A 21072-nucleotide genomic window follows, 5' to 3' on the forward strand; every position below is an offset into this window, starting at 1 on the left:
CTAAGACAGAGCTTCGCTGTCACCGCGTGGGCAAGAAGACTGCGCTGCGAAAAACCCAAGGGCCCTAGGTTCGCCTAGGGCCCTTTAGCGATCGATGCGCGCCCTGTGCGACTCTGCGTGGCGTCGCGGGCTTTGGGGCGCTTAGGTCTCCCGCGTGCCCTCGGGGCGGCCGGGGATGCCGAAGAAGTCGAGCACCTTGTCGGTGGCAAAGCCCTTGCCCACCTTGGCGTCCTTGTCGTAGGCGCCGCCGGGCCAGACGTGCTTGCCGCCGCCGATGCGGATGTGCTGCAGCGGTTCCTCACAGCCGCTCCAGGTCTGCAACAGGGCCGAGTTGGCAAGGCGCTCGGTCCGGATGCGGGAGCTGCAGCGGTTGCGCTCCTCGTCGTGGGCCAGGACATCCGCCACCGAGTTGTAGCGGGTGCCGTGGCGCTTGCCGCCGTAGTACTTGACCACCGGATCGTTGGTGCCGTGCAGGTCCAAGCGCCCTACGGGGTCGTCGGCGCAGTCCTTGTGGATCGCCTCGTAGTAGGCGGCCGAGATACTGGCGATGGACTTAAAGGTCCCGGACATCTGGCAGGCGAGATACGCCACGAAGCCGCCGCCGTTGGACATGCCGGTAGCGTAGATCCGCTCGTCGTCGATGGTGTAGGTGGCGCGCACGGTGTCGAGGATCTCCTCGACGAAGGCGATGTCCTCCGTCCCCTTCGTGTCCGCGTAAGGGGCCGGAGACCACGCGCCGTTCTTGCCCTGCGGGTAGACGGATATGGCCTCCGCGTACCGGAAATCGGTGTACTTAAAGTTATTCCAGCTGGATTCTTTCCAACCGTGGAAGGACATCAACAGCGGCCATTTCTTGCCCGGGTCGTAGTCTTCCGGCACCGCGAGGACGTAGGTCCGCCCCGAGGGCAGGTTGATCTCCTTGAAGCTACCGGGTTCCGGCCCGTCCAGCGGCGCTGAACGCGGGATACCCAGGTCGCTAAACGCCCGGGAGCTGGTAGCGGGCGCCTCCTCGTCCGGGGTGCCTTCGGTCGAGCACCCGGCCAACAAGGCGGCACCGGCGGTCACCGCTGCTACTGAGCGGAGGATGGGTTTCACTGCGCTTTATCCCGGCCTTTCTTCCATGCGGCCCACAGGCGGGCGTATTGCCCACCGCGGGCGACTAGTTGCGAGTGGCTGCCCCGTTCGATGATCCGGCCGCCATCCATGACGAGAATCTCGTCGGCATCGCAGGCCTGATCGAGGCGGTGGGCGACGACGAGCGCGGATCGGGATTGCGTGACCGCCTGGGCCGCGTCGGTGAGCACCGCCGCGCCCGAGGTGCCGGCCTCCGCGGTTGCCTCGTCCATGATAACCACCTTTGGATCTAACAAAAGGATCCTAGCCAGGGCGAGTTGCTGCGCCGCGACCGGGTCCAGTTGTTGCCCGCGAGCGCCGACCTGAGTATCGAGGCCGTCCACCAGCTCGGGGAAACCGACGCGGTCAAGCGCGGCCTGCATCTCGGCATCGCTGGCCTCAGGGGCCGCCAGCGCCAGGTCGTCGCGCAGCGTGCCGGAGAAGACGTGGACCTCCTGGGAAATCAGTGCCAGCCGGGCCACGCGCTCGCGGTCCGACAGTGCGGAGACCTCTACCCCGTCGACGGTGACGCTGCCGGCGTCTGGGACGCGCAGGCCCGCGACCAAGGCGGCCACGGTCGTCTTGCCCGCGCCGGAGGCGCCCACCAGGGCGATCTTCTGGCCCGGCCGCACGCGCAGGCTCACGTCCTCGACCGCCCAGCCGTCGCCGTAGCCGAAGCTCACGCTATCCATCTTGACCTCGCCGCGGCTGCTCGGCGCACCCGCGGCGGTCACCGGCCGCGGCGGATCGATGACCACGCCCACGATGCGCGACAGCGAGGCGTATCCGGACTGGACGGTGTCCAGAATGCGCATGAGCCCCAGCAACGGGCCGCGCAGGCGGATGAGCATCAGCATGGCGGCGGTCACCGCGCCGACGCTGAGGCCGGCGGACTGGGTGGCTAGGTAGCCGGCGATAAGCCCCGCGCAGAGCATGACCAGCTCGACCATGGTCATCCAGAACTGCAGGGTGATCATCGTGCGGCGGGCCTTATAGCCGCGCTCGACGACCTGCCAGGAGGCCTGCCCCACCTTGTCGTGCATCTTGTCTTCCAGGCGGAAGGCCCGCACGGTCGCGCTGCCGCGGATGACCTCGAGGACGCGACGCGCGCGGGTGGCCATGGACTCGCGCTCGGCCACGTAGCGGCCGGGTGCGACCCGAAGGTAAGCCCGCGCGGCGAAGAAGTACAGCGGGGCGGCGCAGGCGACGACCAGGAGGAACTGCCAGTCCAGGGTCACCAGGGCGATGGCGGTGGCGACGATGGAAAAGGCGGAGTTACTGAGCACCGGCGCGGTCTCCGTGACGGCAGCAGATAGCTCAGCAACGTCGTCGGTAGAACGTGAGACCAGGTCCCCCGTGCCGGCGTCCTCGACCCGGTGGGTGGGCAGGCCGACGGCCGTGGAGACCATCTGCAGGCGCAGCTGCGCGATGATCTTCTCCGTGACCCGCGAAATGAGGTAAAAGCCCAGCGCCGCCAGCCCGGCGGCGGCAACCGCCGCGCACAGCAACTGCGCGGCCAGCTGGCCTAAGTGCTGCGGCTGGCCGGCTATGACGACGTCGACGATCCGGCCCAGCCAGATGGGGATGAGGATATTGGCGGCCGCGCCGGCGCTCAAGACCACCAGCGCCAGGATCAGCCGCCAGCCAGCCCCGGGGATGGCCTTCACGTTTTCGGTCACGCAGCGGCGTACCTGCGGCCACGTGGCGTTCGGGAACTGCATTAGGCGCTCACCTCCTGGGCCAGCCAGGCTGGCGAGGACGTGTAGACCACCGTCGGCTTGCCGGCGCGGGCGGCGGCAACGCGCTCGACGATCGTGGCCTCGGTGACCGAGTCCACCGCCGAGGTCGGCTCGATGAGCACGAGGACTTCTGGGTCCGCCGCGATGGCGCGGGCCAAGGCCACGCGTTGGCGCTGGCCTCCGGAGAGGTGTCCGCCGTTCTCGCCCACCTCGCGGTCCATGCCACCGGGAATCTCCTCGGCCGCGGCCACCCACAGGGCCCGGGCGGCGGCCTCGTCTTCTCCGGAAACATTGGTGCGAACGGTGCCGTCGAAGATATCGGCCTGGTGCGGTGCGACCAGGTAGCGCTCGCGCGGCAGCCGGACCAGGTAGTCCGGGACCTCACCGGTCACCACGTGGATGCCCGGGCTCAGCGCCGGCAGTTCCGCGGTGTCGGCGGCGGAGAATTCCGCGGGCTGGCTTAGTAGGTCGACGATCCGCGATCCGCTGGCCTGGGCGGCGGCCCAGCGCGAGGCGATATTGCGGCCCAGCATGGTCATCGGGGTGATGATGAACTGGGTCAAACCGATGATGGTGATGAGCTCACCCACGCTGACATGCCCCTGCAGCGCCAGCCAGCCGGCCACGCAGCCGACGACGATGACGTAGAGGCTGCCGATGCCGTTGGTCACCGCGTTCAGGCGCGCCTGGGCGGCATTGGCGTAGATGGTCTTGTCGTAGGCGTTATCGGAGGCCTCCGCGTAGCGGCGCCGGACCGGATCCACCGCGCCAATGCCCTTGATGATGCGCAGCCCCTCCACCACGTCGGTGGCCGTGGCGGCCGCCTGGGCCAGGGCGGCCTGGCGGACGCTGGAGCGTTTGCGCAGCGGGCGGGCCGCCGTCAGCGAGCACCAGACGATAATCGGCCCTCCCAAAAGGACGGCCAGGCCCAGCGGGAGGTAGATGACCCCCACCATGATGGCCACGTAGATGATGGAGACGATTTCGGCGACGGGGAAGACCGTCATGAACACCGCATTGGCTACGCGCTGCGTGTCCGTCGAGGCGATGGACAGCAGCTCGCCGGCGGTGCGGCGGCGGCCTCCGATGCCCCGCGGGTGGGTGATCCGGTCCGTGACCGCCATGCGCAGCTCATGCGCGATGAGCAACATCGCCCAGTTAAACAGGCCCCGCGAGGTCCAGCTCGCCGCCGCATTCACGGCGAAGAGCCCGACCAGCACCGCGATCCAGACCACCAAGGCGCTCAGCGAGCTGCGGGCAATGGCGTCGTCGACGGCCTTGCCGATGACCACCGGGGTCAGTCCGTTGCACACGAAGGTCACGGCCATCAGCACCGCGGCCGGGATAGTGCGCCGCTTCTGCGAGAAGACAGTCTTCAACAGCCAACGCTGGTCGCCGGGAGCTGGGAGACTAGACATAGGCATCCATTCTATAAGGGAAGTTGAGAAACAGGTAAGCTTATTAGCGATGTCCACTCAGCCTGACCCGCGCAATTTTCCGTCCTATCGCCGCCCCTCGGAAAAAGAAGGCCCCGAGTTCCGTGGTGCCGCCCACCGCACGGCCACCGCCCGCGCCTTCGGGCACGGCGCCGGCACCTACCACGACGTGCGCCCGTCGTATCCGGCTGAGGTCGCGCAGCTGTTGGCCGGTCACCCCACCGTGGTCGATGTCGGAGCCGGCACGGGGAAGCTGACCCAGCTGCTGGCGGCGGTGCCGGGCGTGGAGCGCGTCTGGGCCGTCGATCCTTCCGCCGACATGGCGCGGGTGCTCAATAAGCGCCTCGCCGTCCCTACGTGGCGTGCCAAGGCCGAGGCCACTGCCCTGCCGGAGGCAAGCGTGGACGCCGTCGCGGCGGCGCAGACCTGGCACTGGGTGGACGTGCCGGCCGCCTGCGCGGAATTCGACCGGATCGTCCGGCCCGGCGGTCACGTGTTGCTGGTGTGGAACACCCTGGACGTCACCGACGATCCGTGGCTGCTGCGGCTCGCCCGCATTATGCACAGCGGCGACGTCCAGAAGCCGGGATTTCTGCCGACCCTGGCCGCGCCCTGGGTCATCGAGCGCGAGCTGCGCACGACGTTTTACCAGGAGCTCTTTCCGCCGCAGCTACACCAGCTCATGCACACCCGGGCCTACTGGCTGCGCAACGGGGAGAAGATCCACCAGCGGATGACGCACAACCTCAACTGGTACCTGCGGGAGCACACCGGGTTGCGCGACGAGGACGCGGTGCAGCTGCGCTACCACACCGACGCTTTCCTGCTGCGTCGCGCTTAGCGCTTCTTGCGGCGCTCGCGCACGCGCACCGCAATCCGGACCGGGGTGCCGTGGAAGCCGAATCGCTCGCGGAACTTCCGCTCCAGGTAGCGGCGGTAGCCGGCATCCAGGAAGCCGGTGGTAAACAGCACGATGGTCGGCGGCTGGGTCGAGGCCTGGGTGGCGAAGAGCACGCGCGGCAGGCGGTTGTTCTTCATCGGCGGCGGGTTGGCCGCGATCGCCTCGCGCATCCAGTTGTTCAGCTGGCCGGTGGTCACGCGCTGGTCCCAGCTCTCTAGGGCCTCGATCATGGCTGGCTCCAGCTTCTGGAGCGCGCGCCCGGTCTCCGCGGAGATGTTGATGCGGGTGACCCACGGCAGGTGCGCCAGCTGCTGGTCGATTTCCCGATCCAGGTAGTACCGGCGGTCCTCGTCCATCAGATCCCACTTGTTAAAGGCGATGACCAGGGCCTTACCTGCCTCGAGGACCATGTTGAGCACGCGCTGGTCCTGCTCGGAGATCTCCTCCGAGGCATCGATGAGCATGACGCAGACCTCGGCCGCGTCGATGATGCCGCGGGTGCGCAGGGAGGCGTAGTACTCATGCCCCTGGGCGTTTTTGACCTTCTTGCGCAGACCGGCGGTGTCGATAAAACGCCACAGCTGCTGGTCCAGCTGGACCAGGGAGTCGACTGGGTCCACGGTGGTGCCCGCGACGTTGTCGACGACCGCGCGGTTCTCGCCCGTGAACTTGTTCAGCAGCGAGGACTTGCCCACGTTCGGCTTGCCCACCAGCGCCACGCGGCGCGGGCCGGCGGTAATCGAGTGCGAGCGCGGGGTCTCCGGGAACAGGCGCAGGACCTCGTCGAGCACGTCCGCGCCACCCCGGCCGTGCTGGGCCGAAACCGGCCACGGATCGCCCAGGCCCAAGCCGTAGAACTCCGCGACGTCGGCGTACTGGTTGTCCGAGTCGAACTTGTTGGCCACCAGGATGACGGGGACCTCGGACTTCTGCAGGCGCCGCGCCATGACCGAGTCGGTCTCCGTGATGCCGACCTTGGTGTCGACCACGAAGACGATGACGTCGGCGGTTTCCATGGCGACCTCCGCCTGGCGGGCGATGGCCGCGTGGATCCCCTTCACGTTGGGATCCCAGCCGCCCGTGTCCTGGACGAGGAAGCGCTGGCCGTTCCAGTCGCCGATATAGGACACGCGGTCGCGGGTCACGCCCGGGTGGTCCTCAACGACGGCCTCGCGCCGGCCCAGGAAGCGGTTGACCAGCGAGGACTTGCCCACGTTCGGGCGGCCGACGATGGCCACGGTGCACAGGGCCTCCGCGTCATATTGCTGGCCGCCCATCCCGTAGGCGGCCTCAATCTCGGCCCACTCTTCTTCCGTTAGCGGGGTCTCCGGGTCCTCGTCCTCGCCGTAGTCGGCGTCGCCGAACTCAGAGTCGTCGAATTCGTAGTCGAAGTCCTCGGCGTCGAAGTCGGCCGCCGCCCAGCCCTCGTGGGGGTCGCGCTCGAGTCCGTCCTCGGCCGGCTGCGCGTCCGGGGTCTGCCCGTGCGGGTAGAAAAACTCGGTGTCGTTGTCGTTGGGGTTATGAGTCATGGCGGGACTCCTCTACTAGCTGCACTAAACGCTCTACTACCTCGGGGAGGGTGAGCTCGGAGGTATCAATGACGGCGGCGTCGTCGGCCGGGCGCAACGGCGAGGTCGCGCGCGAGGAATCAGCGGCATCGCGGCGCTCCACGTCGGCCAACACCGCGTCGAAGTCGGAATCGCGGCCGGCGGCGAGGTTTTGGTCGTGGCGGCGCTGGGCGCGCACCTGCGCGCTGGCCGTCAGGTAGGCCTTCGCCGGGGCATCCGCCAGCACGACGGTGCCGATGTCGCGGCCTTCCACGATTGCCCGGTGGGCCTGGTGGGCCAGCTTGCGCTGCAGGGCTACCAGGTTGTCGCGAACCTCGGGGATGGCCGAGACCGCCGAAACGTTGCGGGTGACCTCGTCGCCGCGGATCTCGCCTGAGACGTCCTCGCCGCCCAGGAAGACGGCGGTCGTGTCCGGGTCATCAGAGACCTCCAGCGGGAGGTCCTTCGTGGCCTCGATGACCGCCGGCGCATCGGCCGGGTCCACGCCGTCGCGCAAGACCGCCAGGGTCGCCACGCGGTACATGGCGCCGGTGTCGACGTACTTGGCCGCAAGCCGCTTGGCCAGCTCGCGGCAAGTGCTGGACTTGCCGGTGCCGGACGGGCCGTCTACGGCCAGCAGCAGGCCGTCGTTGGGCATATTGCTTAACATCTACATCCCCACTTCGTTGTACAGGCTGGTCAGTTCACTGTCGTTGAGGGCGCGCATCTTGCCCGGCTTGAGCTCGCCCAGCTGCACCGTGTGGATCTTGGTGCGGACCAGACGCTGGACCGGGTAGCCGGCGGCCTTGAGCATCCGGCGCACGATGTGCTTGCGGCCCTCGTGCAGCTCGAGGCGGATCAGGGAATAGCCCTGGTTCTTGTCCACGACCTGGACAAAATCGGCCTTGGCGACTCCGTCGTCGAGCTCGATGCCTTCCTTGAGCGCGCGCACCAGCTTCTTGTCGCCCTCGCCCAGCACCGTGGCGAGGTAGGTCTTGCGCACCTCGTACTTGGGGTGCATCAGGCGGTTAGCCAGCTCCCCGTCGTTGGTCAGCAGCAGCAGGCCCTCGGTGTCGGCGTCGAGGCGGCCGACGTGGAAAAGCCGCTGGCCGGCGGCCACGCGTTCGGAGATCAGATCGCCCACGCAGGGACGGCCCATCTCGTCGGCCATGGTGGAATGTACCCCGCGCGGCTTGTTGAGCACGAAGTATTCCATGTCCTCGTTGACGTTGACGCGGGTGCCGTCCACGCGGATGATGTCCACGTTCGGGTTCACGCGCACACCCTGGCGGGTGATCTTCTTGCCGTTGACTTCGACGCGGCCCTTCTCAATGAGGACCTCCGCGTGGCGGCGCGAGGCGACCCCGGCCTTGGCGAGGACCTTCTGGAGGCGCTCGCCCTGCTGGGCGGGCGCGGCGGAATCCGCGGAGTCTTCGTCGGCATACAGCCAGTCAGCGCCGAGCTCCGCGGCTACCGATTGCGCGGTAGCGGCGCGGTCTTTCTTAGATACGTGCTGATGGCGTGCCGGTTTCGCGTTCGAGACGATGATCTCGTCGACGCGCTCCTTCTTGTCCGGTGTGCCATCGCGGCGAGCGGGTGGATTCACAGGTGCATCCTTTTCGATATATGCAGTTGAATAGGTACCCCGCCATGCTACCCCAGCGCCCGCAGACCACGCTAAACGCCGCGAGCGGGCCGCGGGCCTAGTACTCCTCGTCGATGGCGTCGACGTCGGGCAGCAGCGGGGCCAGGTCGGGCAGGCGGGAAAGAGAGTCGATGCCCAAAAGCTCGAGGAAGAGTTCGGTCGTCTCGTAGCGGTGGGCGGAGCCCTCGAAGTCCTCCTCCGGTAGCTCCCGAATGAGCCCGCGCAGGGTGAGCGTGCGCATCACGCCGTCGACGTTGACGCCGCGCACGCCGGCGACCTGGGCGCGGGTGACCGGCTGGCGGTAGGCCACGACCGCCAGGGTCTCCAGCGCGGCGCGGGAGAGCTTGGACTGGGCGCCGTCGAGTACGAAGCGCTCCACCACCGCGGCGTTGGCAGGTCGGGTGTACAGCCGCCAGCCTTCGGCGGTCTCCCGCACGTCGATGCCGGAGCCGCGCGCGTCGTATTCCTGCGCGAGCTCCCGCAGCAAGTCGCTGACTACCGCGGTCTCCTCGCCCAGTGCCGCGGCCAGCTGCTCTACCGGCGCGGGCGCGTCCAGCACCAGCAGGATCGATTCCAGGCGGGAGCGCTGCTGGGAAATCATCGGCAAATCCATGCGCCACAGTCTAGACGCATGGTGCGCCGCAGGCCGCGCGGGCCGAAAGTTTATCTAACCTTTACCCAATCACACTTGACACTACGTGTGACGTGAATAACATGGTGTCATGGATACGATCACACGAACTGACCGCCTGCTCCTGATCCCGCTGTCGACGGCCAACGTGGAAGAAGCCCACAAGGTCTACGGTGACAGCCGCATCTGGACCCACCGCCCGAACGCGCGCCACATGGACATCCGCACCACGCGCGCGCTGACCGAAGTAGCCAGCAACTCTTGGTCCGAGCACCAGCTCGGCCCGTGGAGCGCCTATTTCCGCGACCGACCCAGCGAGTTCCTGGGCGTCGGCGGCGCCGAATACGTCGATGGCGCCGGTGGCTTCTGGGACATCAAGTACCGCCTCCTGCCGGAGCATTGGGGCCAGGGCATCGCGACGGAGCTGACTAAGCAAGCTATCGACTCCGCCCGCCGGGTCAACCCGGATGCGCCAATCACCATCCGCGTGACCACCAACCACCCGGCCTCCTCGCACATCGCCGAGAAATTCGGGTTGGAGAAGATGTGGGAGGGCCGCCGTGTCGGCACCGAGGACAACCCGGACGAGCCGGACGTGCGCGTCTACGCTGACCGCCAGCTGTCCGCCGAGGTGCTCGAGTTCATTCAGCAGCGTCCTTAGTACCGCCCCTAATACCCCGCTGTGGTTGCCGCCTAGTCCCAGTTGGCCGCGGCAACCACGGCGGGGTCTACGTCTAGCCCGGTCCAGCTCACCGAGAGCGGACCGAGCGACTCCGGCTGCTCGGTGTCGACGGCCTTGGCCTTATACAGCTCGAGCAGCGCCAGGAAGCGGCCGACCACCTGCATGGATACCGTGCAGTCCCGGGTCAGGGCCGAAAAACTCATCCACCGGGCCTGGCCCAGCAACTTGAGTGTGTCCATGATCTTGCCGGCCTGCTCCGGGACGGACACGGCCACTTGGTGCACGTGCCCGATGCCCACTTCCTCCGGCGGCTTCGGCCGGAAGACGCTGGCGGCCAGCTCCGCAAAGCTAGCCGGGCTGTGGCCGAGCCGAACCGGGGGCAGCAGATCCGCGAACCGCTCCTCCATACTGACCGCCCGCGGGTAGCGCCGCTGCGCGTGGCGCTGCCACTCCGCGAACTGGTCCGCGACCTGCTTGTAGGCCTTGTACTGCAAAAGGCGCGCGAAAAGCAGGTCCCGGGATTCGAGAAGCTCTAGGTCCTCCAGGTCATCGACCTCCCCGCGCGGGAGCAGGCGCGCGGCCTTGAGATCCAACAGCGTGGCGGCGACGAGGAGGAATTCCGTGGTCTCGTCCAAGTCCGCGTCCACCCCCAGAGCGCGGGTGTATTCGACGAATTCGTCGGTCACCTCAGACAGCGCGAGGTCGGTGACCTCCATCTTTTTGGACTGGATGAGCTGCAAAAGCAGGTCGAAGGGGCCCTCGAAGTTATCCAGCGCGATCCGGAAGCCGGTGATTTCGGGCTGCACCGGCTCCCCCGCCGGCGCCTCGGCTACCGCGGCTTCGTTCTTAGCCACGCGACGGGCTGGTGCGCTCAATGACCTCTAGCGCCAGGTTGTGGTACTGCGAGGCCGCCTGCGAGCTCGGTGCCCAGGTGGTGATCGGCTCGCCGGCCACGGAGGTCTCCGGGAAGCGGACGGTGCGCGTGATGACCGTGTCGAAGACCTTGTCGCCGAAGTACTCGACCACCCGCGACATGACCTCACGGGCGTGCTTGGTGCGGCGGTCGAACATGGTCACCAGGATGCCCAGGATCTCCAGGTCGAAGTTGATGCGGTCGGAGACCTTCTCCACGGTGTCCGTCAGCAGGGCCAGCCCGCGCAGGGAGAAGAACTCGCACTCCATCGGGATGATGACGCCCTGGGAGCAGGCCAGCGCGTTGACGGTCAGCAGGCCAAGGGAAGGCTGGCAGTCGATGATGATGAAGTCGTAGTCGCGGCGCACCGGGCGCAGAGCGCGGGCCAAGGTGTGCTCGCGGCCGACCTCGTTGACCAACTGGATTTCCGCCGCGGACAGGTCAATATTGGCGGGCACGAGGTCCAGGCCGTCGACCGCCGTGTGCTTGATGGCGGAGTGGATAGAGGTCTGGCTATCCAGCATGACGTCGTAGATCGTGTCTTCAATCTCGTCGTGGGTCAGCCCCAGCCCCGCCGAGAGCGCGCCCTGCGGGTCTAGGTCCACGAGGAGCACGCGGCGGCCGAGCTCCGCGAGGCACGCCCCCATGTTGATGGTCGAGGTGGTCTTGCCGACCCCGCCCTTCTGGTTGCACATGGAGATGATGGTCGCGGGCCCATGGGAATCAAGGGGTGCGGGCTCGGGCAGCTCACGAACCGGCCGGCCCGTCAAGCCCACTTCGACCTCAGAGGCATCGAACAGACCATCGTCGCTCACAGTCACACCTGCTTCCTTGACTAGCTAGCGCGCCACGCAACGCCGGTACCGCAACTAGCAATTACACGCTTGTAATTAACACATTACCCTTAGACCGTAACGCGGCGACACCCAACCGTCACAGTCAAGGCTATCTGGTTGATTTTACGCACGTGGGTGGGCCGTCCGCCACACCTCGCGGAGCGAATCCGCGCTGACGTGGGTGTAGATCTGCGTCGTCGTCACCGAAGAATGCCCCAGCAGCTCTTGCACGGTGCGCACGTCCGCGCCGCCCTCTAGGAGGTGAGTGGCAAAGGAGTGGCGCAGGGTATGCGGTGAGATCTTCTTGGTCAACCCGGCCCGCCCCACGGCCTGTTGGATCACCGCCCACGCGGATTGGCGCGACAGGCGCTTGCCGCGGGTGTTCAAGAACACCGCCGGGCTTAGTCCGCGGCTCAGAGCCGGGCGCCCGCGCACCAGGTAGGCGTCTACGGCGGCCTGGGCCATCGAGCCGACCGGCACTAGGCGCTGTTTGCCGCCCTTGCCCTCGAGCTTGAGGATGCCTTCGCCACCGGATACCTCATCCACGTCCACGCGCATGAGCTCCGAGATGCGCGCGCCGGTGCCGTAGAGCATCTCCAGCAGCGCGCGATCGCGCAGATCCAGCGCTGTGGCCTCCGGTCCGTGCGGCACGGCATCAATGAGCGCGGCGACCTCGTCCACGGACAGGGTCGCGGGAAGGTGGGTGCCCGTCGCAGGCGGCGAGACCTCCGCGGCCACGTCGACGGCCACCTCCCCCTCGGTCACCGCGAATTTGTGCAGCCCGCGGGCCACCACCAGCGCGCGGTTGGCCGAGGAGGCGGCCAGCGGCTTGTGCCCGGCATAGCCGCGGCGCAGATCCGCCATATAGGCCTCGACCTGGCTGGTGGTGACCTCCCGAAGATCACTGACCCCGGCCTGCTCCAGCCATTCCAGGTAACGGTTGACGTCCCGGCGATAGTTGCTCAGCGTATTGCCCGCGGCGCCGCGCTCGACGGCCAGGTGGTTGAGCCAGGTATCCGCCACCTCGCGCAGCGGGCTGTGGTGCTCACTCACCGCTGCTTACTCACAGCTTCTTGAGATCGGGGCCGGGCCTGCGCGCCGCGATCGAGGTCGGGCGCAGCTCGAAGGGGGCATCGACCCCGCGCAGGGTACGCCCGCCCTGCTGGTAGGCGAAGGCCGCGAGGATGCCGGCGACCGCGATGGAGTTGACCACCTGGCCGGAAAAGACCATATCGACGGCCTCCCCCAGGTCGACCCAGGCGCGTTCCATGTCCGCCTCCTCGTCGCCCACCGCGTCCAGCAGCTCCACCTCGCGCAGGTTCTGAGCCAGGTAGATCCGGCTGGCCTCCTCGCAAAAGCCGGGTGAGGTCACGATGTCGGCCAGGACCGCCCAGTCCTCGGCAGTGAGGCCGGCTTCTTCCTGCAGCTCTCGCTGGGCGCCGTCGAAGGCGGGCTCGTCCTTGACGTCGAGCAGCCCGGCGGGAATCTCCCACAGGCGCTGCCCCACCGAGTGGCGGTACTGCCGGATGAGCGCTACCTGCCCCTTATCGTTGAGTGCCACGATGGCGACCGCGCCCATGTGCTCGACGACCTCGCGGTAGGCCTGGTGGTCATCCGGCATGGAGACCAGGTCCTTGCGGACGGCGATGATCGGAGCGTCCAGAAGGAGCTCAGAATCGAGCGTTGTAAATTCGTGGGCCACGGTACCCCTCTCGTGCTAGTTGGATTCGGGTTTGGCCGGCGCGGCGGCTTCCGCCGAGGCCGCGGAGCCGTAAGCGCCGTGTCCGCCGTCGAGCTGCTCGGCGATCGCCAGGACCGCCGCCATCCGGGCGAAGGAGCGGTCCACCGAGTCCACGGTGGACACCTGCGAATCGGAACCGCGCAGCGAGCCGATCACGCCGTCCGGGGCGGCCTGCTCCACACGGCCGGCCACGACGGTATTACCGCCTACTTCTTCGAGCGCCTCGGCGAAGGTGCCCAGCGTCTCCGTGGCGTAGCCTTCCTTCTCCGAGCCGGTCACCAGCAGCACCGCCTGCGCCGGGCGCATGGTGCCGTCCTCGTAGTCGATGAAGCCGGCCTTGCGCAGCGCCTGCAGCAGCTGTGCCCGATCATCGACGCTGGCCAGCGGCTGCGCGTCGTCCGGGTCCATGAGCATGGCCGCCCCCAGGGCCTGGCCGGCGTGGGTGCCGGGCGAGATCTTGTCCTCGCTCAGCTCCGCCCCGGCGGGCAGGGTGTTGGCCACGATGGACTTGAGCTCGTCGGCCTTGTCCTGGGTGAAGAAGTCTTCGGTTAGCTTGAGGTGGCCGGCCTTCGGCGCGCCGGCGCTGTGCAGCAGGGACTGCAGGCCGCGCAGATCGCCGTCGGCGGCGTCCGGGGTGCTGATGACCAGCACCGGGCGATCGCTCAGGGTCTCGCGCACCGTATCCGCGCTAAATTCCCGCACGACCGAGTCAGAGGAATTGGCCTGGGCACGAGCGATCTCCTTGTCCTGGACGGCCTTCTCGTAGTCGCTGCTATCGCTAGTGCCGCCTCCGGCCTGGGTGGTATCCATGGACGGGGCCAACACCAGTGCGCCCAGGGCAACGCCGGCGGCTACGCCGAAACCAAGCCCGGCGATGACGCCGCCGGGAACTGCGCTAGAGCCTTTCACTTGAACCACCCTTGGACGGTCAGCGCCAGGTTATTCCAGGTGTCGACGAGGTTGTCGGTGAAGCCGGCGTCGCCGCCGAGGCCGACCACCAGCACGATGACCGCCAGGGCGACCAGGATGCCCAGGATGGCCCACAGCCACGCGCTCCCGCCGCCGCGGTAGACCGTGTAGAGGTTGATGATGGCGTCCGCATCCACCACGCGGGTTCCCGCTTTGACCCGCGACAGGAGTGCGGCCGGAGTGGCGTGCGGCCGGTCGGCGAAGACGTCGTCCAGATCCACGGCGTTGCCGACCTGCACGATCATCTGGGCGTCGTGGTAATCGGCCAGCAGGAGCGCCAGGTCCGTCGCCGACTGGGTGGCCGCCGGGAAGGTCATCGCACCGATGCCCAGGTCCTGGATGCGCTCCAGGCCCTCGGCGGTCCCGTCCGGCTCGGCCGGCAGGATCACGCGCGCGCCGGAGCGCAGCGTCTCGGCGGCGATACCCGCCGGGTTGCCCACGATGAGATCCGGCTTGTAGCCGAGCTCCACCAGGGTGTCGGCGGCGGCGTCGACGCCGATGAGGTACGGCTCGTATTCGCGGATGAAGTTGTGTAGGTCCTTGACCTTGCCGCGGTTTCCCTCAGTGTCCGAGACCACGACGACCTTCCGGCCCTGCATTTCGGATCCCGCGTCCGGAACGCCGAGGCCGTCGATAAGCAGCGGGCCCTCGGAGTGAATGAACTCGATGGAGTTGCCGAAATAGGCCTCCATGTGGTCGATGAGACCGCGCTGGGCGTTGGCGAACTCGTCCTCGGCCGCGGCACGCTCGACAAGCTTGCCCGTGCCGATCGCTTTGTCGCCGAGGTACACGGTCCCGTCGTCGGTGATCCGCGCCTTCTTACCGTCGCGGAACTCCGTCATGAAGGCCTCGCCCAGGTCCTCGAGGAGAACAACCTCGGCGTCGAGCAGCATGTGCGGGCCATAATTCGGGATCGCGCCCGTGGTGAACTTGTTGAGATTGATTACGGCAGCAGGGGAAATATCCACCAGGGCCTGGGCCTCCTGGCGGGAGATATCTGCGGCACTAATGACGGCAATATCACCGGCATGGAACTTCTTCATGCCTTTGCCGCCCGGGGTGCAATCGCGCAATGCGCCTTGCAGCCCCGGCAGGTCGTCGTTGCGGGAAAACAAACTCATGTGTGGCATTGTTCCCTGTCCCGGGGCAAAAGTGGTCAAGGCGCGCGGAAAGATGCGACTTCCGCTTGCGCTTTGTCAAATAATTCCGCCGCGTGGGCCCGGCCGGTGGCCGTGTCGTCGAGGCCGGCCAGCATGCGCGCGAGTTCCTCAATGCGCTCCTGCCGGTCCAGGTTGGTCACGCCCGAGGTCACGGTCTCGTCGGAGACCTCCTTGGCCACGTGCAGGTGAGAATCCGCGTAGGCGGCTACCTGCGGCAGGTGGGTGACCACGATGACCTGGTGGTTGCGCGCGAGCTTGGCCAGGCGGCGGCCAATCTCGACAGCCGCGCGGCCGCCCACCCCGGCGTCCACCTCGTCGAAGACCATCGTTCCGCCCTCGTTGTCCGCGGAGAGGATCACCTCGAGGGCGAGCATCACGCGCGAGAGCTCACCACCGGAGGCCGAGCTAGCCAGGGGGCGGGCGTCGGCGGCGTCGTTAGGTGCCATCGCCAGTTCCACCTCGTCGGCGCCGGTGCGCGAGTATTTGGCCGGCCGGACGGCTACCTCGATGCGCGCCTTGGGCATCGCCAGCCCGCGCAGCTCCTGGGTCACGGCCTCCGCCAAGTCCCCCGCCGCGCGCGTGCGCTCCCGGGTGAGCACTTCCGCCGCGGCGATCATTTCCTTTTCGGCAGCCGCGACGTCCTTCTTCAGCTCCTCGAGCGCCTCGCTGGAGACATCCATGGTGCCCAGCTTGGCGACGGCCTCGTCCCGCCAGGCGATTACCCCCTGGATATCCGGCGCGTATTTGCGGGTGAGTTGTTTGAGCTCCTGCTGGCGGACCAGGGACTTTTCCAACAGGTTGGGGTCGGCCGGCAGCTGGCCGAGGAACAGCCCCAGCTCCCCGGAGATATCCGCCAGCTGGGCGGTGATCTCCTGCATCCGCTCGCCCAGCGCCTGCAGCTGAGAATCCGAGCTGGCAGCCAGTGCCGCCGCGGCGGCACCCAGCTGCGTGGAGGCAGCCTCCTGCTCGGCGTAACCTTCGCCGGCCGCGGCGCCGCCCGCACCCTCGATGCCCTCCGGGCCGTCGATGCCAGCCAGCGCCGTCGTCGCCGCGTCCCGCAGAGCGTCGACGTCCTGGAGGCGCCGGATCTGTTCGACCAGCTCGGTGTCTTCCCCCTCCGCCGGGCTGACCTTATCGATCTCGTCCACGGCGAACTGCAGGCGGTCGACCTCTTGGGCCATCTCGCGGCGGGATTCGGTCTTGCGCTTGAGTTCGCGGGCCAGCTTGCGCCAGGCGGTGAATTTCTCGGTATAGGCCTCGCGCAGACCGGGCAGCGCCTCGTCGGAGCGGTCCAGGGCCGCCAGCTGTTGCTCCGGCGCGAGCAGGCGTAGCTGATCGTTTTGCCCGTGGATGGTCAACACCTCGCCGGTGAACTCGGCCAAGGTGGCGGCCGGAACGGCCCTCCCGCCTAGGTGGGCCTTGGAGCGGCCGGCTGCCCAGACGGTACGGGTAGTGATGAACTCGCTGTTGTCGTCGGGCTGTCCACCGGATTCCTCCACGATCTCGGCGGCGCGCTGGGAGGAGGTAGCAAAGGTGCCTTCCACGACGGCTTTCTTCGCCCCGCTGCGCACCCGGGAGGCGTCCGCGCGGGCGCCGGCCAGCAGGCGCAGGCCGGTGACCACCATGGTCTTACCGGCGCCGGTCTCACCGGTGAGTACTGTCAGGCCATCGGCGAGCTCGGCGCTCGACTTATGGATGACACCCAGATCTTCGATGGTGATATCGGTTAGCACGCCTATCACTGACTCCTTCCGTGGGGGCGTTTAGCGCTGCGGTCCCCGCCAGCCCTCGACGGGAAGTCGCAACTTGGACACCAGGCGGTCCGTGAACGGATGATCGTCGAGCCGGACCCAGCGCACCGGCCGTTCGCCGCGGACGACCTCGACGCGGGAGCCGGGTGGCATGGCGATCTCGCGGAACCCGTCCATGTTAACCAACGCCGCCGACGTTTCGGAGGCGGATTCAACGGCCACGGTAGATTTCGGGGAAACGACCAGCGGCTTGGTAAACAGCGCGTGGGCGTTGTTGGGCACCACCAGGATGGCATCGAGCTCCGGCCACAACACCGGTCCGCCGGCGGAAAAGGCGTAGGCGGTGGAGCCGGTAGGCGTGGAAATCAGCACGCCGTCGCAGCCGAAGGCCATCACCGGGCGGGCGTCGACCTCCAGGATGGCGTCCAGGACCCCGGAACGGTTGAGGTTTTCCATGCTGACCTCGTTGAGGGCCCAACTGCGGCCGATCAGCTCGTCGTCGGGGCCGGTGACCGTGACATCGATGGTCATCCGATCCTCAATGCGGTACTGGCGTGCCACTACCCGCTCGATGGCCTTATCCAAGGACTCGGCCTCCCATTCGGCCAGGAAGCCAACGTGGCCCAAGTTGATCCCCAGCACCGGCACGTCCACGGCGCGGGCCATGTCCGCCGCGCGCAGGAAGGTCCCGTCCCCACCCAAAACCAACACCAGCTCGCAGCCTTCAGCTGCCGCCGCGGTGTGTTGGACGTGCGGGAAGTCGGGCAGGATCTCGGCCGGGGCGCACACGCGCACAACGATGCCGGCCTCGTCCAGCAACTGCGCCGCCCGGTCCGTGGCCGCCAAATTGGTGCTGCGACCGGCGTGGGGCACCAACAGGATTTCCCGCTCCTGCGAAACCGAATTCTCCTGGCTCACTGCGGCCCCTCCTTGATTGCCTTGTCGATCATTGATTCCAATTCTGCCTGCCCCGGCTGGGTCTGCGCTGCATCGGCGACCAGATGCAGGAAGTATTCCACGTTCCCGCTCGGTCCCGGCAGCGGCGAGGCACACACACCGCGGCAGCTTAAGCCCAGCTCCTGAGCAAAAAGCGCGATGTCGCGCGTGACCTCGGCGCGCAGCTGCGGCGAACGCACTACCCCGCCCTGGCCCAGGCGGTCCTTGCCGACCTCGAACTGGGGCTTGACCATGGGCAGCAAGAAGGCCCCGGGCTGAAGGCAGGACACGATGGCCGGCAGCACCAGCTTCAGGGAGATAAACGATAGGTCGCCGACCATGGCATCGGCCGGCTCGCCGATGGTTTCCAGATCCAGGTGCCGGATGTTAGTCCGATCGAAGACCCTCACGCGCGGATCGTTCTGGAGGCGCCAGAGCAACTGGCCGTAGCCAACGTCGACGGAGAGCACTTCCTTCGCGCCGTTGCGCAGGCAGACGTCGGTGAACCCGCCCGTCGATGCCCCGGCGTCGAGCACGCGCTTGCCTTCCAACGAGACGTCAAAGGCTTCCAGCGCGCCCAGCAGTTTGTGGGCGCCGCGCGAGGCCCAATCGTCCTCGGCGGCGTGTTCGACCCGGATGGAGGCCTCCGGCTCCACGATAGTGGCGGGCTTGGCCGCCTTGAAGCCGTTGACGAAGACCCGGCCGCCTTTAATCATCTCGACGGCCTGCTCCCGAGAACGCGCGATTTTCCGCCGGACGAGCTCCGCGTCCAGCCTCCTGCGTGCTGGTGGCATTAGTTCTCCTGCAGCGCCGCACGCAGGACCTCGTGGGCGTTGTTGAGTTGGTCGACTTCCTCCGGCAGGTCCCCAGCCGGTTCGTTGAAGATCTCCGCGATCTTCGAGTCCACGTCCTCCGGGCTGACCTGGGTCTGCCGCGGGTCGTGTGGGATGGGACGGGCCATTACCACCACGCCCCGGTGGCCTGGTCGGCGGCGTCGGAGGCCGGGCGCACGTACCGCGGCGGGTGCGGCATGGCCCAGGCCACCTCGAGGACGGTACGCAGCGCCTGCACCGGGGTCGAACCCGGGTCACCCGCGCTCAGGATGATGTCCTCTCCGTCGACGCGGGCGTGGAAACCGCCCTGGGCGCCAGGCCGCAGCTCGGCTTCTGGCAGGTTGATATCCTGCAAGGACTCGCCGATAAAGGTCGGGCGCTGGTCTTCTTCTGCTTCGATGAGCGCCAGCGGGCCGGAGACCCCCGTGAGCACGTGGAAGGTATCGACGCCGGCGGCGTTGCCACCCTGGATGTCGGTGTCTAAGCGATCTCCTACCGCCAGCGGGGCCTTCGAGCCAATCTCTTGGACGGCCTGGGTGAACATGGCCGCGGCGGGCTTGCCGGCGGAGGCCGGCTCGACACCGGTTGCGGTGGATACCGCAGCTACCAAGGAACCGTTGCCCACGGCCAAACCGCGTTCCATCGGCAGCGAGGTATCCAGGTTGGAGGCATAGAACTTCGCCCCGTTGCGGATAGCCAGGGCCGCCTCGGTCAGTTCCGCCCAACCGATAGCGGGGTCGAAGCCCTGCAAGACAGCTTGCGGGTTATCGTCCGCGCTAGTTACGACGTTAAAGCCCGCCTGCCGAGCCAGCTGTCGGAAAGACTCCGCGCCGACGACGAGCACCGTCGCGCCGGCGGGCAGCTCTTCGCTGGCCAGCTTCAGGCAGGCCTGGGCCGAGGTCAACACGTGCTCCGCATCAGCCTTGATTCCCATGCCGACCAGCTTGTCGACTACCGCCCCGGGGCTCCGGGAAGCGTTGTTGGTGATGTACACGCACGGCAGGCCGCAGGCGTTGATGATATCCACGCTGGCGCCGATGGGCCGGTCGCCCTCCCACACCGTGCCGTCTAGGTCAAGCAGCAAAGAGTCGTGGGACTCCAACAGGGACGCCATCTAGCCGATTTCCTTCACGCGCTCGGCGGCATCGGTCCACTCGCCCTCATCAATGGCGACAGTGTGCTGGAACCAGTCCTTGGCCTCGTCCTTGCGTCCGGCCAACTCGAGCGCGTTGGCGTAGGCGTAGGACAAACGGCAGGCGCTAATCCCGCGGTCGTCCTTGTTCGGGTTCAGCCGGGACAAGGTCACCACGGCGGATTCGTTCTGGCCCAGATCCTGGCGGGCGCCGGCCAAGACGATGGCCAGCTCGATACGGGACTCGTCGTCCAGCTCCTTCGCCTCCGGCTCCTTCGCGAGCTCCAGAGCCTTCTCCGGCTTGCCCAGACCGCGCTCGCAGTCCGCCATCACGGCCATCAGGCCGGGCCCGCCCGAGATACGCCGCGCGGCACGCAGCTCCGAGAGGCCTTCCTTCCACTCTTGGGCGCGGTATGCGGCGATGCCGTTGACCTCCCGCACCACGGAGACCCGCCCCGCGCGGTTTTTCGCTGCCCGGGCGTGGCGCAGGGCCAGCTGCGGGTCGTCGTCCATCCAGGTGGCGGCCATGATCATGTGCTTGGCAACAGCCTCCGCGTTGTCCTTGGACAGCACCTTCAGGTCCTGCAGAACCATCGGGTCGAGGTCCCGCACGTCGATATCGTTCGGGAGATCCGGATCGGCCATACGCTGGTTCAGACGCTCCTCGCGGAAACCGCTGCGCTGCGGGTGGCTACGGCGCTGCTGGGAATTGGACTTGCCCCCGCGGCCCTTGTGGGCCGGCTTGCGACCACCCCGGTTGCCGCCGTTGCCGCGGCGTTCATCGCGGGGGCCTTCCGAGCGCTTCCCGTAGGGCTTGCGACCGCCTTTGTGGCCACCGCCGCGACGCTCTCCGCCGGCGGAATCAAAAGACTTACGGCCACCTTCGTTGTCTGACATACCTAAATCCATTTCTACCATCGCGACAGCAAACTAATACCCGCCCATTCTACTAGGCCCGGGCGCTCAGTTATGAACCCGCACCCGGGGTGAACTAACACCACGTGGCCCAAGAACCGGCAAGCCTAGTGCGGGCATGAAAAAGCGCCCGGTAAGACAGTCATCGGGTGACTGCCCTACCGAGCGCCTTTAGTTATTGAGTTATTTTTC

At 67.4% G+C, this 21072-nt stretch carries 21 protein-coding genes; 2 read left to right on the forward strand and 19 right to left on the reverse strand.

Features of this window, described 5'->3' with window-relative positions; translation table 11 throughout:
- Positions 1 to 141: 141 nt before the first annotated feature.
- The 3 genes from VVR85_RS02585 to VVR85_RS02595 are packed head-to-tail and all read right to left on the reverse strand — an operon-like array spanning position 142 to position 4270.
- A complete protein-coding gene (locus VVR85_RS02585; RefSeq protein WP_368519387.1) occupies positions 142 to 1095 on the reverse strand; it encodes a PHB depolymerase family esterase in 954 nt (317 codons plus the stop codon).
- On the reverse strand, positions 1092 to 2834 hold the full coding sequence (locus VVR85_RS02590; protein ID WP_368519388.1) for an ABC transporter ATP-binding protein: 1743 nt from the start codon (positions 2832 to 2834) through the stop codon (positions 1092 to 1094). Before VVR85_RS02590 ends, VVR85_RS02585 begins: the two co-directional genes overlap by 4 nt.
- Entirely contained in the window at positions 2834 to 4270 is a 1437-nt protein-coding gene (locus VVR85_RS02595) for an ABC transporter transmembrane domain-containing protein (RefSeq protein ID WP_368519389.1), read from the reverse strand. The genes VVR85_RS02590 and VVR85_RS02595 overlap by 1 nt, the downstream gene beginning before the upstream one ends.
- A 49-nt stretch (positions 4271 to 4319) precedes the next feature.
- Between VVR85_RS02595 and VVR85_RS02600 the strand changes: the two genes are divergently transcribed.
- Positions 4320 to 5129, forward strand: a complete 810-nt coding sequence (locus VVR85_RS02600) for a class I SAM-dependent methyltransferase (protein WP_368519390.1) — start codon at positions 4320 to 4322, stop codon at positions 5127 to 5129.
- On the opposite strand, the gene der is transcribed toward VVR85_RS02600, so the two are convergent.
- From der to scpB, 4 genes are all read right to left on the reverse strand, one after another.
- The gene (der, locus tag VVR85_RS02605; protein WP_368519391.1) at positions 5126 to 6718 is read right to left on the reverse strand and encodes a ribosome biogenesis GTPase Der; all 1593 of its coding nucleotides are present in this window, start codon (positions 6716 to 6718) and stop codon (positions 5126 to 5128) included. The genes VVR85_RS02600 and der overlap by 4 nt on opposite strands.
- Positions 6708 to 7406, reverse strand: coding sequence for a (d)CMP kinase (gene cmk / locus VVR85_RS02610; RefSeq protein ID WP_368519392.1), 699 nt, complete (start codon positions 7404 to 7406; stop codon positions 6708 to 6710). Before cmk ends, der begins: the two co-directional genes overlap by 11 nt.
- The gene (locus VVR85_RS02615; protein ID WP_368519393.1) at positions 7407 to 8342 is read right to left on the reverse strand and encodes a pseudouridine synthase; all 936 of its coding nucleotides are present in this window, start codon (positions 8340 to 8342) and stop codon (positions 7407 to 7409) included.
- A 97-nt stretch (positions 8343 to 8439) separates the two neighbouring features.
- Positions 8440 to 8994 (reverse strand): SMC-Scp complex subunit ScpB, encoded by a 555-nt coding sequence (scpB, locus tag VVR85_RS02620; RefSeq protein WP_368519394.1) that lies wholly within the window; start codon positions 8992 to 8994, stop codon positions 8440 to 8442.
- 109 nt (positions 8995 to 9103) lie between these two features.
- On the opposite strand from scpB, the gene VVR85_RS02625 reads away from it, so the two are divergent.
- The gene (locus VVR85_RS02625) at positions 9104 to 9673 is read left to right on the forward strand and encodes a GNAT family N-acetyltransferase (protein ID WP_368519395.1); all 570 of its coding nucleotides are present in this window, start codon (positions 9104 to 9106) and stop codon (positions 9671 to 9673) included.
- Positions 9674 to 9705: 32 nt separating this feature from the next.
- Here the strand turns inward: VVR85_RS02625 and VVR85_RS02630 are convergent, their stop codons facing one another.
- From VVR85_RS02630 to VVR85_RS02685, 12 genes are all read right to left on the reverse strand, one after another.
- On the reverse strand, positions 9706 to 10500 hold the full coding sequence (locus tag VVR85_RS02630; protein ID WP_368519433.1) for a ScpA family protein: 795 nt from the start codon (positions 10498 to 10500) through the stop codon (positions 9706 to 9708).
- 40 nt (positions 10501 to 10540) lie between these two features.
- Positions 10541 to 11422 (reverse strand): ParA family protein, encoded by an 882-nt coding sequence (locus tag VVR85_RS02635; RefSeq protein WP_368519434.1) that lies wholly within the window; start codon positions 11420 to 11422, stop codon positions 10541 to 10543.
- Between the two features lie 144 nt (positions 11423 to 11566).
- Entirely contained in the window at positions 11567 to 12475 is a 909-nt protein-coding gene (xerD, locus tag VVR85_RS02640) for a site-specific tyrosine recombinase XerD (protein WP_409338168.1), read from the reverse strand.
- Positions 12476 to 12506: 31 nt separating this feature from the next.
- Positions 12507 to 13145 carry an NUDIX domain-containing protein gene (locus tag VVR85_RS02645; protein WP_368519397.1) on the reverse strand — a complete coding sequence of 213 codons (639 nt, stop codon included), beginning with the start codon at positions 13143 to 13145 and terminating at the stop codon, positions 12507 to 12509.
- A 15-nt stretch (positions 13146 to 13160) separates the two neighbouring features.
- Positions 13161 to 14093 carry a copper transporter gene (locus VVR85_RS02650; protein ID WP_368519398.1) on the reverse strand — a complete coding sequence of 311 codons (933 nt, stop codon included), beginning with the start codon at positions 14091 to 14093 and terminating at the stop codon, positions 13161 to 13163.
- Positions 14090 to 15283 carry a putative cytokinetic ring protein SteA gene (gene steA, locus VVR85_RS02655; RefSeq protein ID WP_368519399.1) on the reverse strand — a complete coding sequence of 398 codons (1194 nt, stop codon included), beginning with the start codon at positions 15281 to 15283 and terminating at the stop codon, positions 14090 to 14092. Before steA ends, VVR85_RS02650 begins: the two co-directional genes overlap by 4 nt.
- A gap of 26 nt (positions 15284 to 15309) precedes the next feature.
- Positions 15310 to 17046 carry a DNA repair protein RecN gene (gene recN, locus VVR85_RS02660; RefSeq protein ID WP_368519400.1) on the reverse strand — a complete coding sequence of 579 codons (1737 nt, stop codon included), beginning with the start codon at positions 17044 to 17046 and terminating at the stop codon, positions 15310 to 15312.
- Positions 17047 to 17076: 30 nt separating this feature from the next.
- Complete coding sequence (locus tag VVR85_RS02665; RefSeq protein WP_368519401.1) at positions 17077 to 17982, reverse strand: NAD kinase; 906 nt, start codon at positions 17980 to 17982, stop codon at positions 17077 to 17079.
- Positions 17979 to 18794, reverse strand: coding sequence for a TlyA family RNA methyltransferase (locus VVR85_RS02670; protein WP_368519402.1), 816 nt, complete (start codon positions 18792 to 18794; stop codon positions 17979 to 17981). The genes VVR85_RS02665 and VVR85_RS02670 overlap by 4 nt, the downstream gene beginning before the upstream one ends.
- A complete protein-coding gene (locus VVR85_RS02675; RefSeq protein ID WP_290226144.1) occupies positions 18794 to 18961 on the reverse strand; it encodes a hypothetical protein in 168 nt (55 codons plus the stop codon). The genes VVR85_RS02670 and VVR85_RS02675 overlap by 1 nt, the downstream gene beginning before the upstream one ends.
- The gene (locus VVR85_RS02680; protein WP_368519403.1) at positions 18961 to 19947 is read right to left on the reverse strand and encodes an HAD-IIA family hydrolase; all 987 of its coding nucleotides are present in this window, start codon (positions 19945 to 19947) and stop codon (positions 18961 to 18963) included. Before VVR85_RS02680 ends, VVR85_RS02675 begins: the two co-directional genes overlap by 1 nt.
- Complete coding sequence (locus tag VVR85_RS02685) at positions 19948 to 20862, reverse strand: hypothetical protein (RefSeq protein ID WP_368519404.1); 915 nt, start codon at positions 20860 to 20862, stop codon at positions 19948 to 19950.
- Positions 20863 to 21072 lie beyond the last annotated feature (210 nt).

It is taken from the genome of Corynebacterium sp. LK2590 (assembly GCF_040946105.1).
Classification (GTDB): Bacteria; Actinomycetota; Actinomycetes; order Mycobacteriales; family Mycobacteriaceae; genus Corynebacterium.

Bases quoted from the DNA above. Each gene is read 5' to 3' on its own strand.
- VVR85_RS02590 (WP_368519388.1), bottom strand. From the start codon at position 2,834: ATGCAGTTCCCGAACGCCACGTGGCCGCAGGTACGCCGCTGCGTGACC.
- VVR85_RS02595 (WP_368519389.1), bottom strand. From the start codon at position 4,270: ATGTCTAGTCTCCCAGCTCCCGGCGACCAGCGTTGGCTGTTGAAGACT.
- VVR85_RS02600 (WP_368519390.1), top strand. From the start codon at position 4,320: ATGTCCACTCAGCCTGACCCGCGCAATTTTCCGTCCTATCGCCGCCCC.
- der (WP_368519391.1), bottom strand. From the start codon at position 6,718: ATGACTCATAACCCCAACGACAACGACACCGAGTTTTTCTACCCGCAC.
- cmk (WP_368519392.1), bottom strand. From the start codon at position 7,406: ATGTTAAGCAATATGCCCAACGACGGCCTGCTGCTGGCCGTAGACGGC.
- scpB (WP_368519394.1), bottom strand. From the start codon at position 8,994: ATGGATTTGCCGATGATTTCCCAGCAGCGCTCCCGCCTGGAATCGATC.
- VVR85_RS02625 (WP_368519395.1), top strand. From the start codon at position 9,104: ATGGATACGATCACACGAACTGACCGCCTGCTCCTGATCCCGCTGTCG.
- steA (WP_368519399.1), bottom strand. From the start codon at position 15,283: ATGCCACACATGAGTTTGTTTTCCCGCAACGACGACCTGCCGGGGCTG.
- VVR85_RS02670 (WP_368519402.1), bottom strand. From the start codon at position 18,794: ATGCCACCAGCACGCAGGAGGCTGGACGCGGAGCTCGTCCGGCGGAAA.
- VVR85_RS02675 (WP_290226144.1), bottom strand. From the start codon at position 18,961: ATGGCCCGTCCCATCCCACACGACCCGCGGCAGACCCAGGTCAGCCCG.
- VVR85_RS02680 (WP_368519403.1), bottom strand. From the start codon at position 19,947: ATGGCGTCCCTGTTGGAGTCCCACGACTCTTTGCTGCTTGACCTAGAC.
- VVR85_RS02685 (WP_368519404.1), bottom strand. From the start codon at position 20,862: ATGTCAGACAACGAAGGTGGCCGTAAGTCTTTTGATTCCGCCGGCGGA.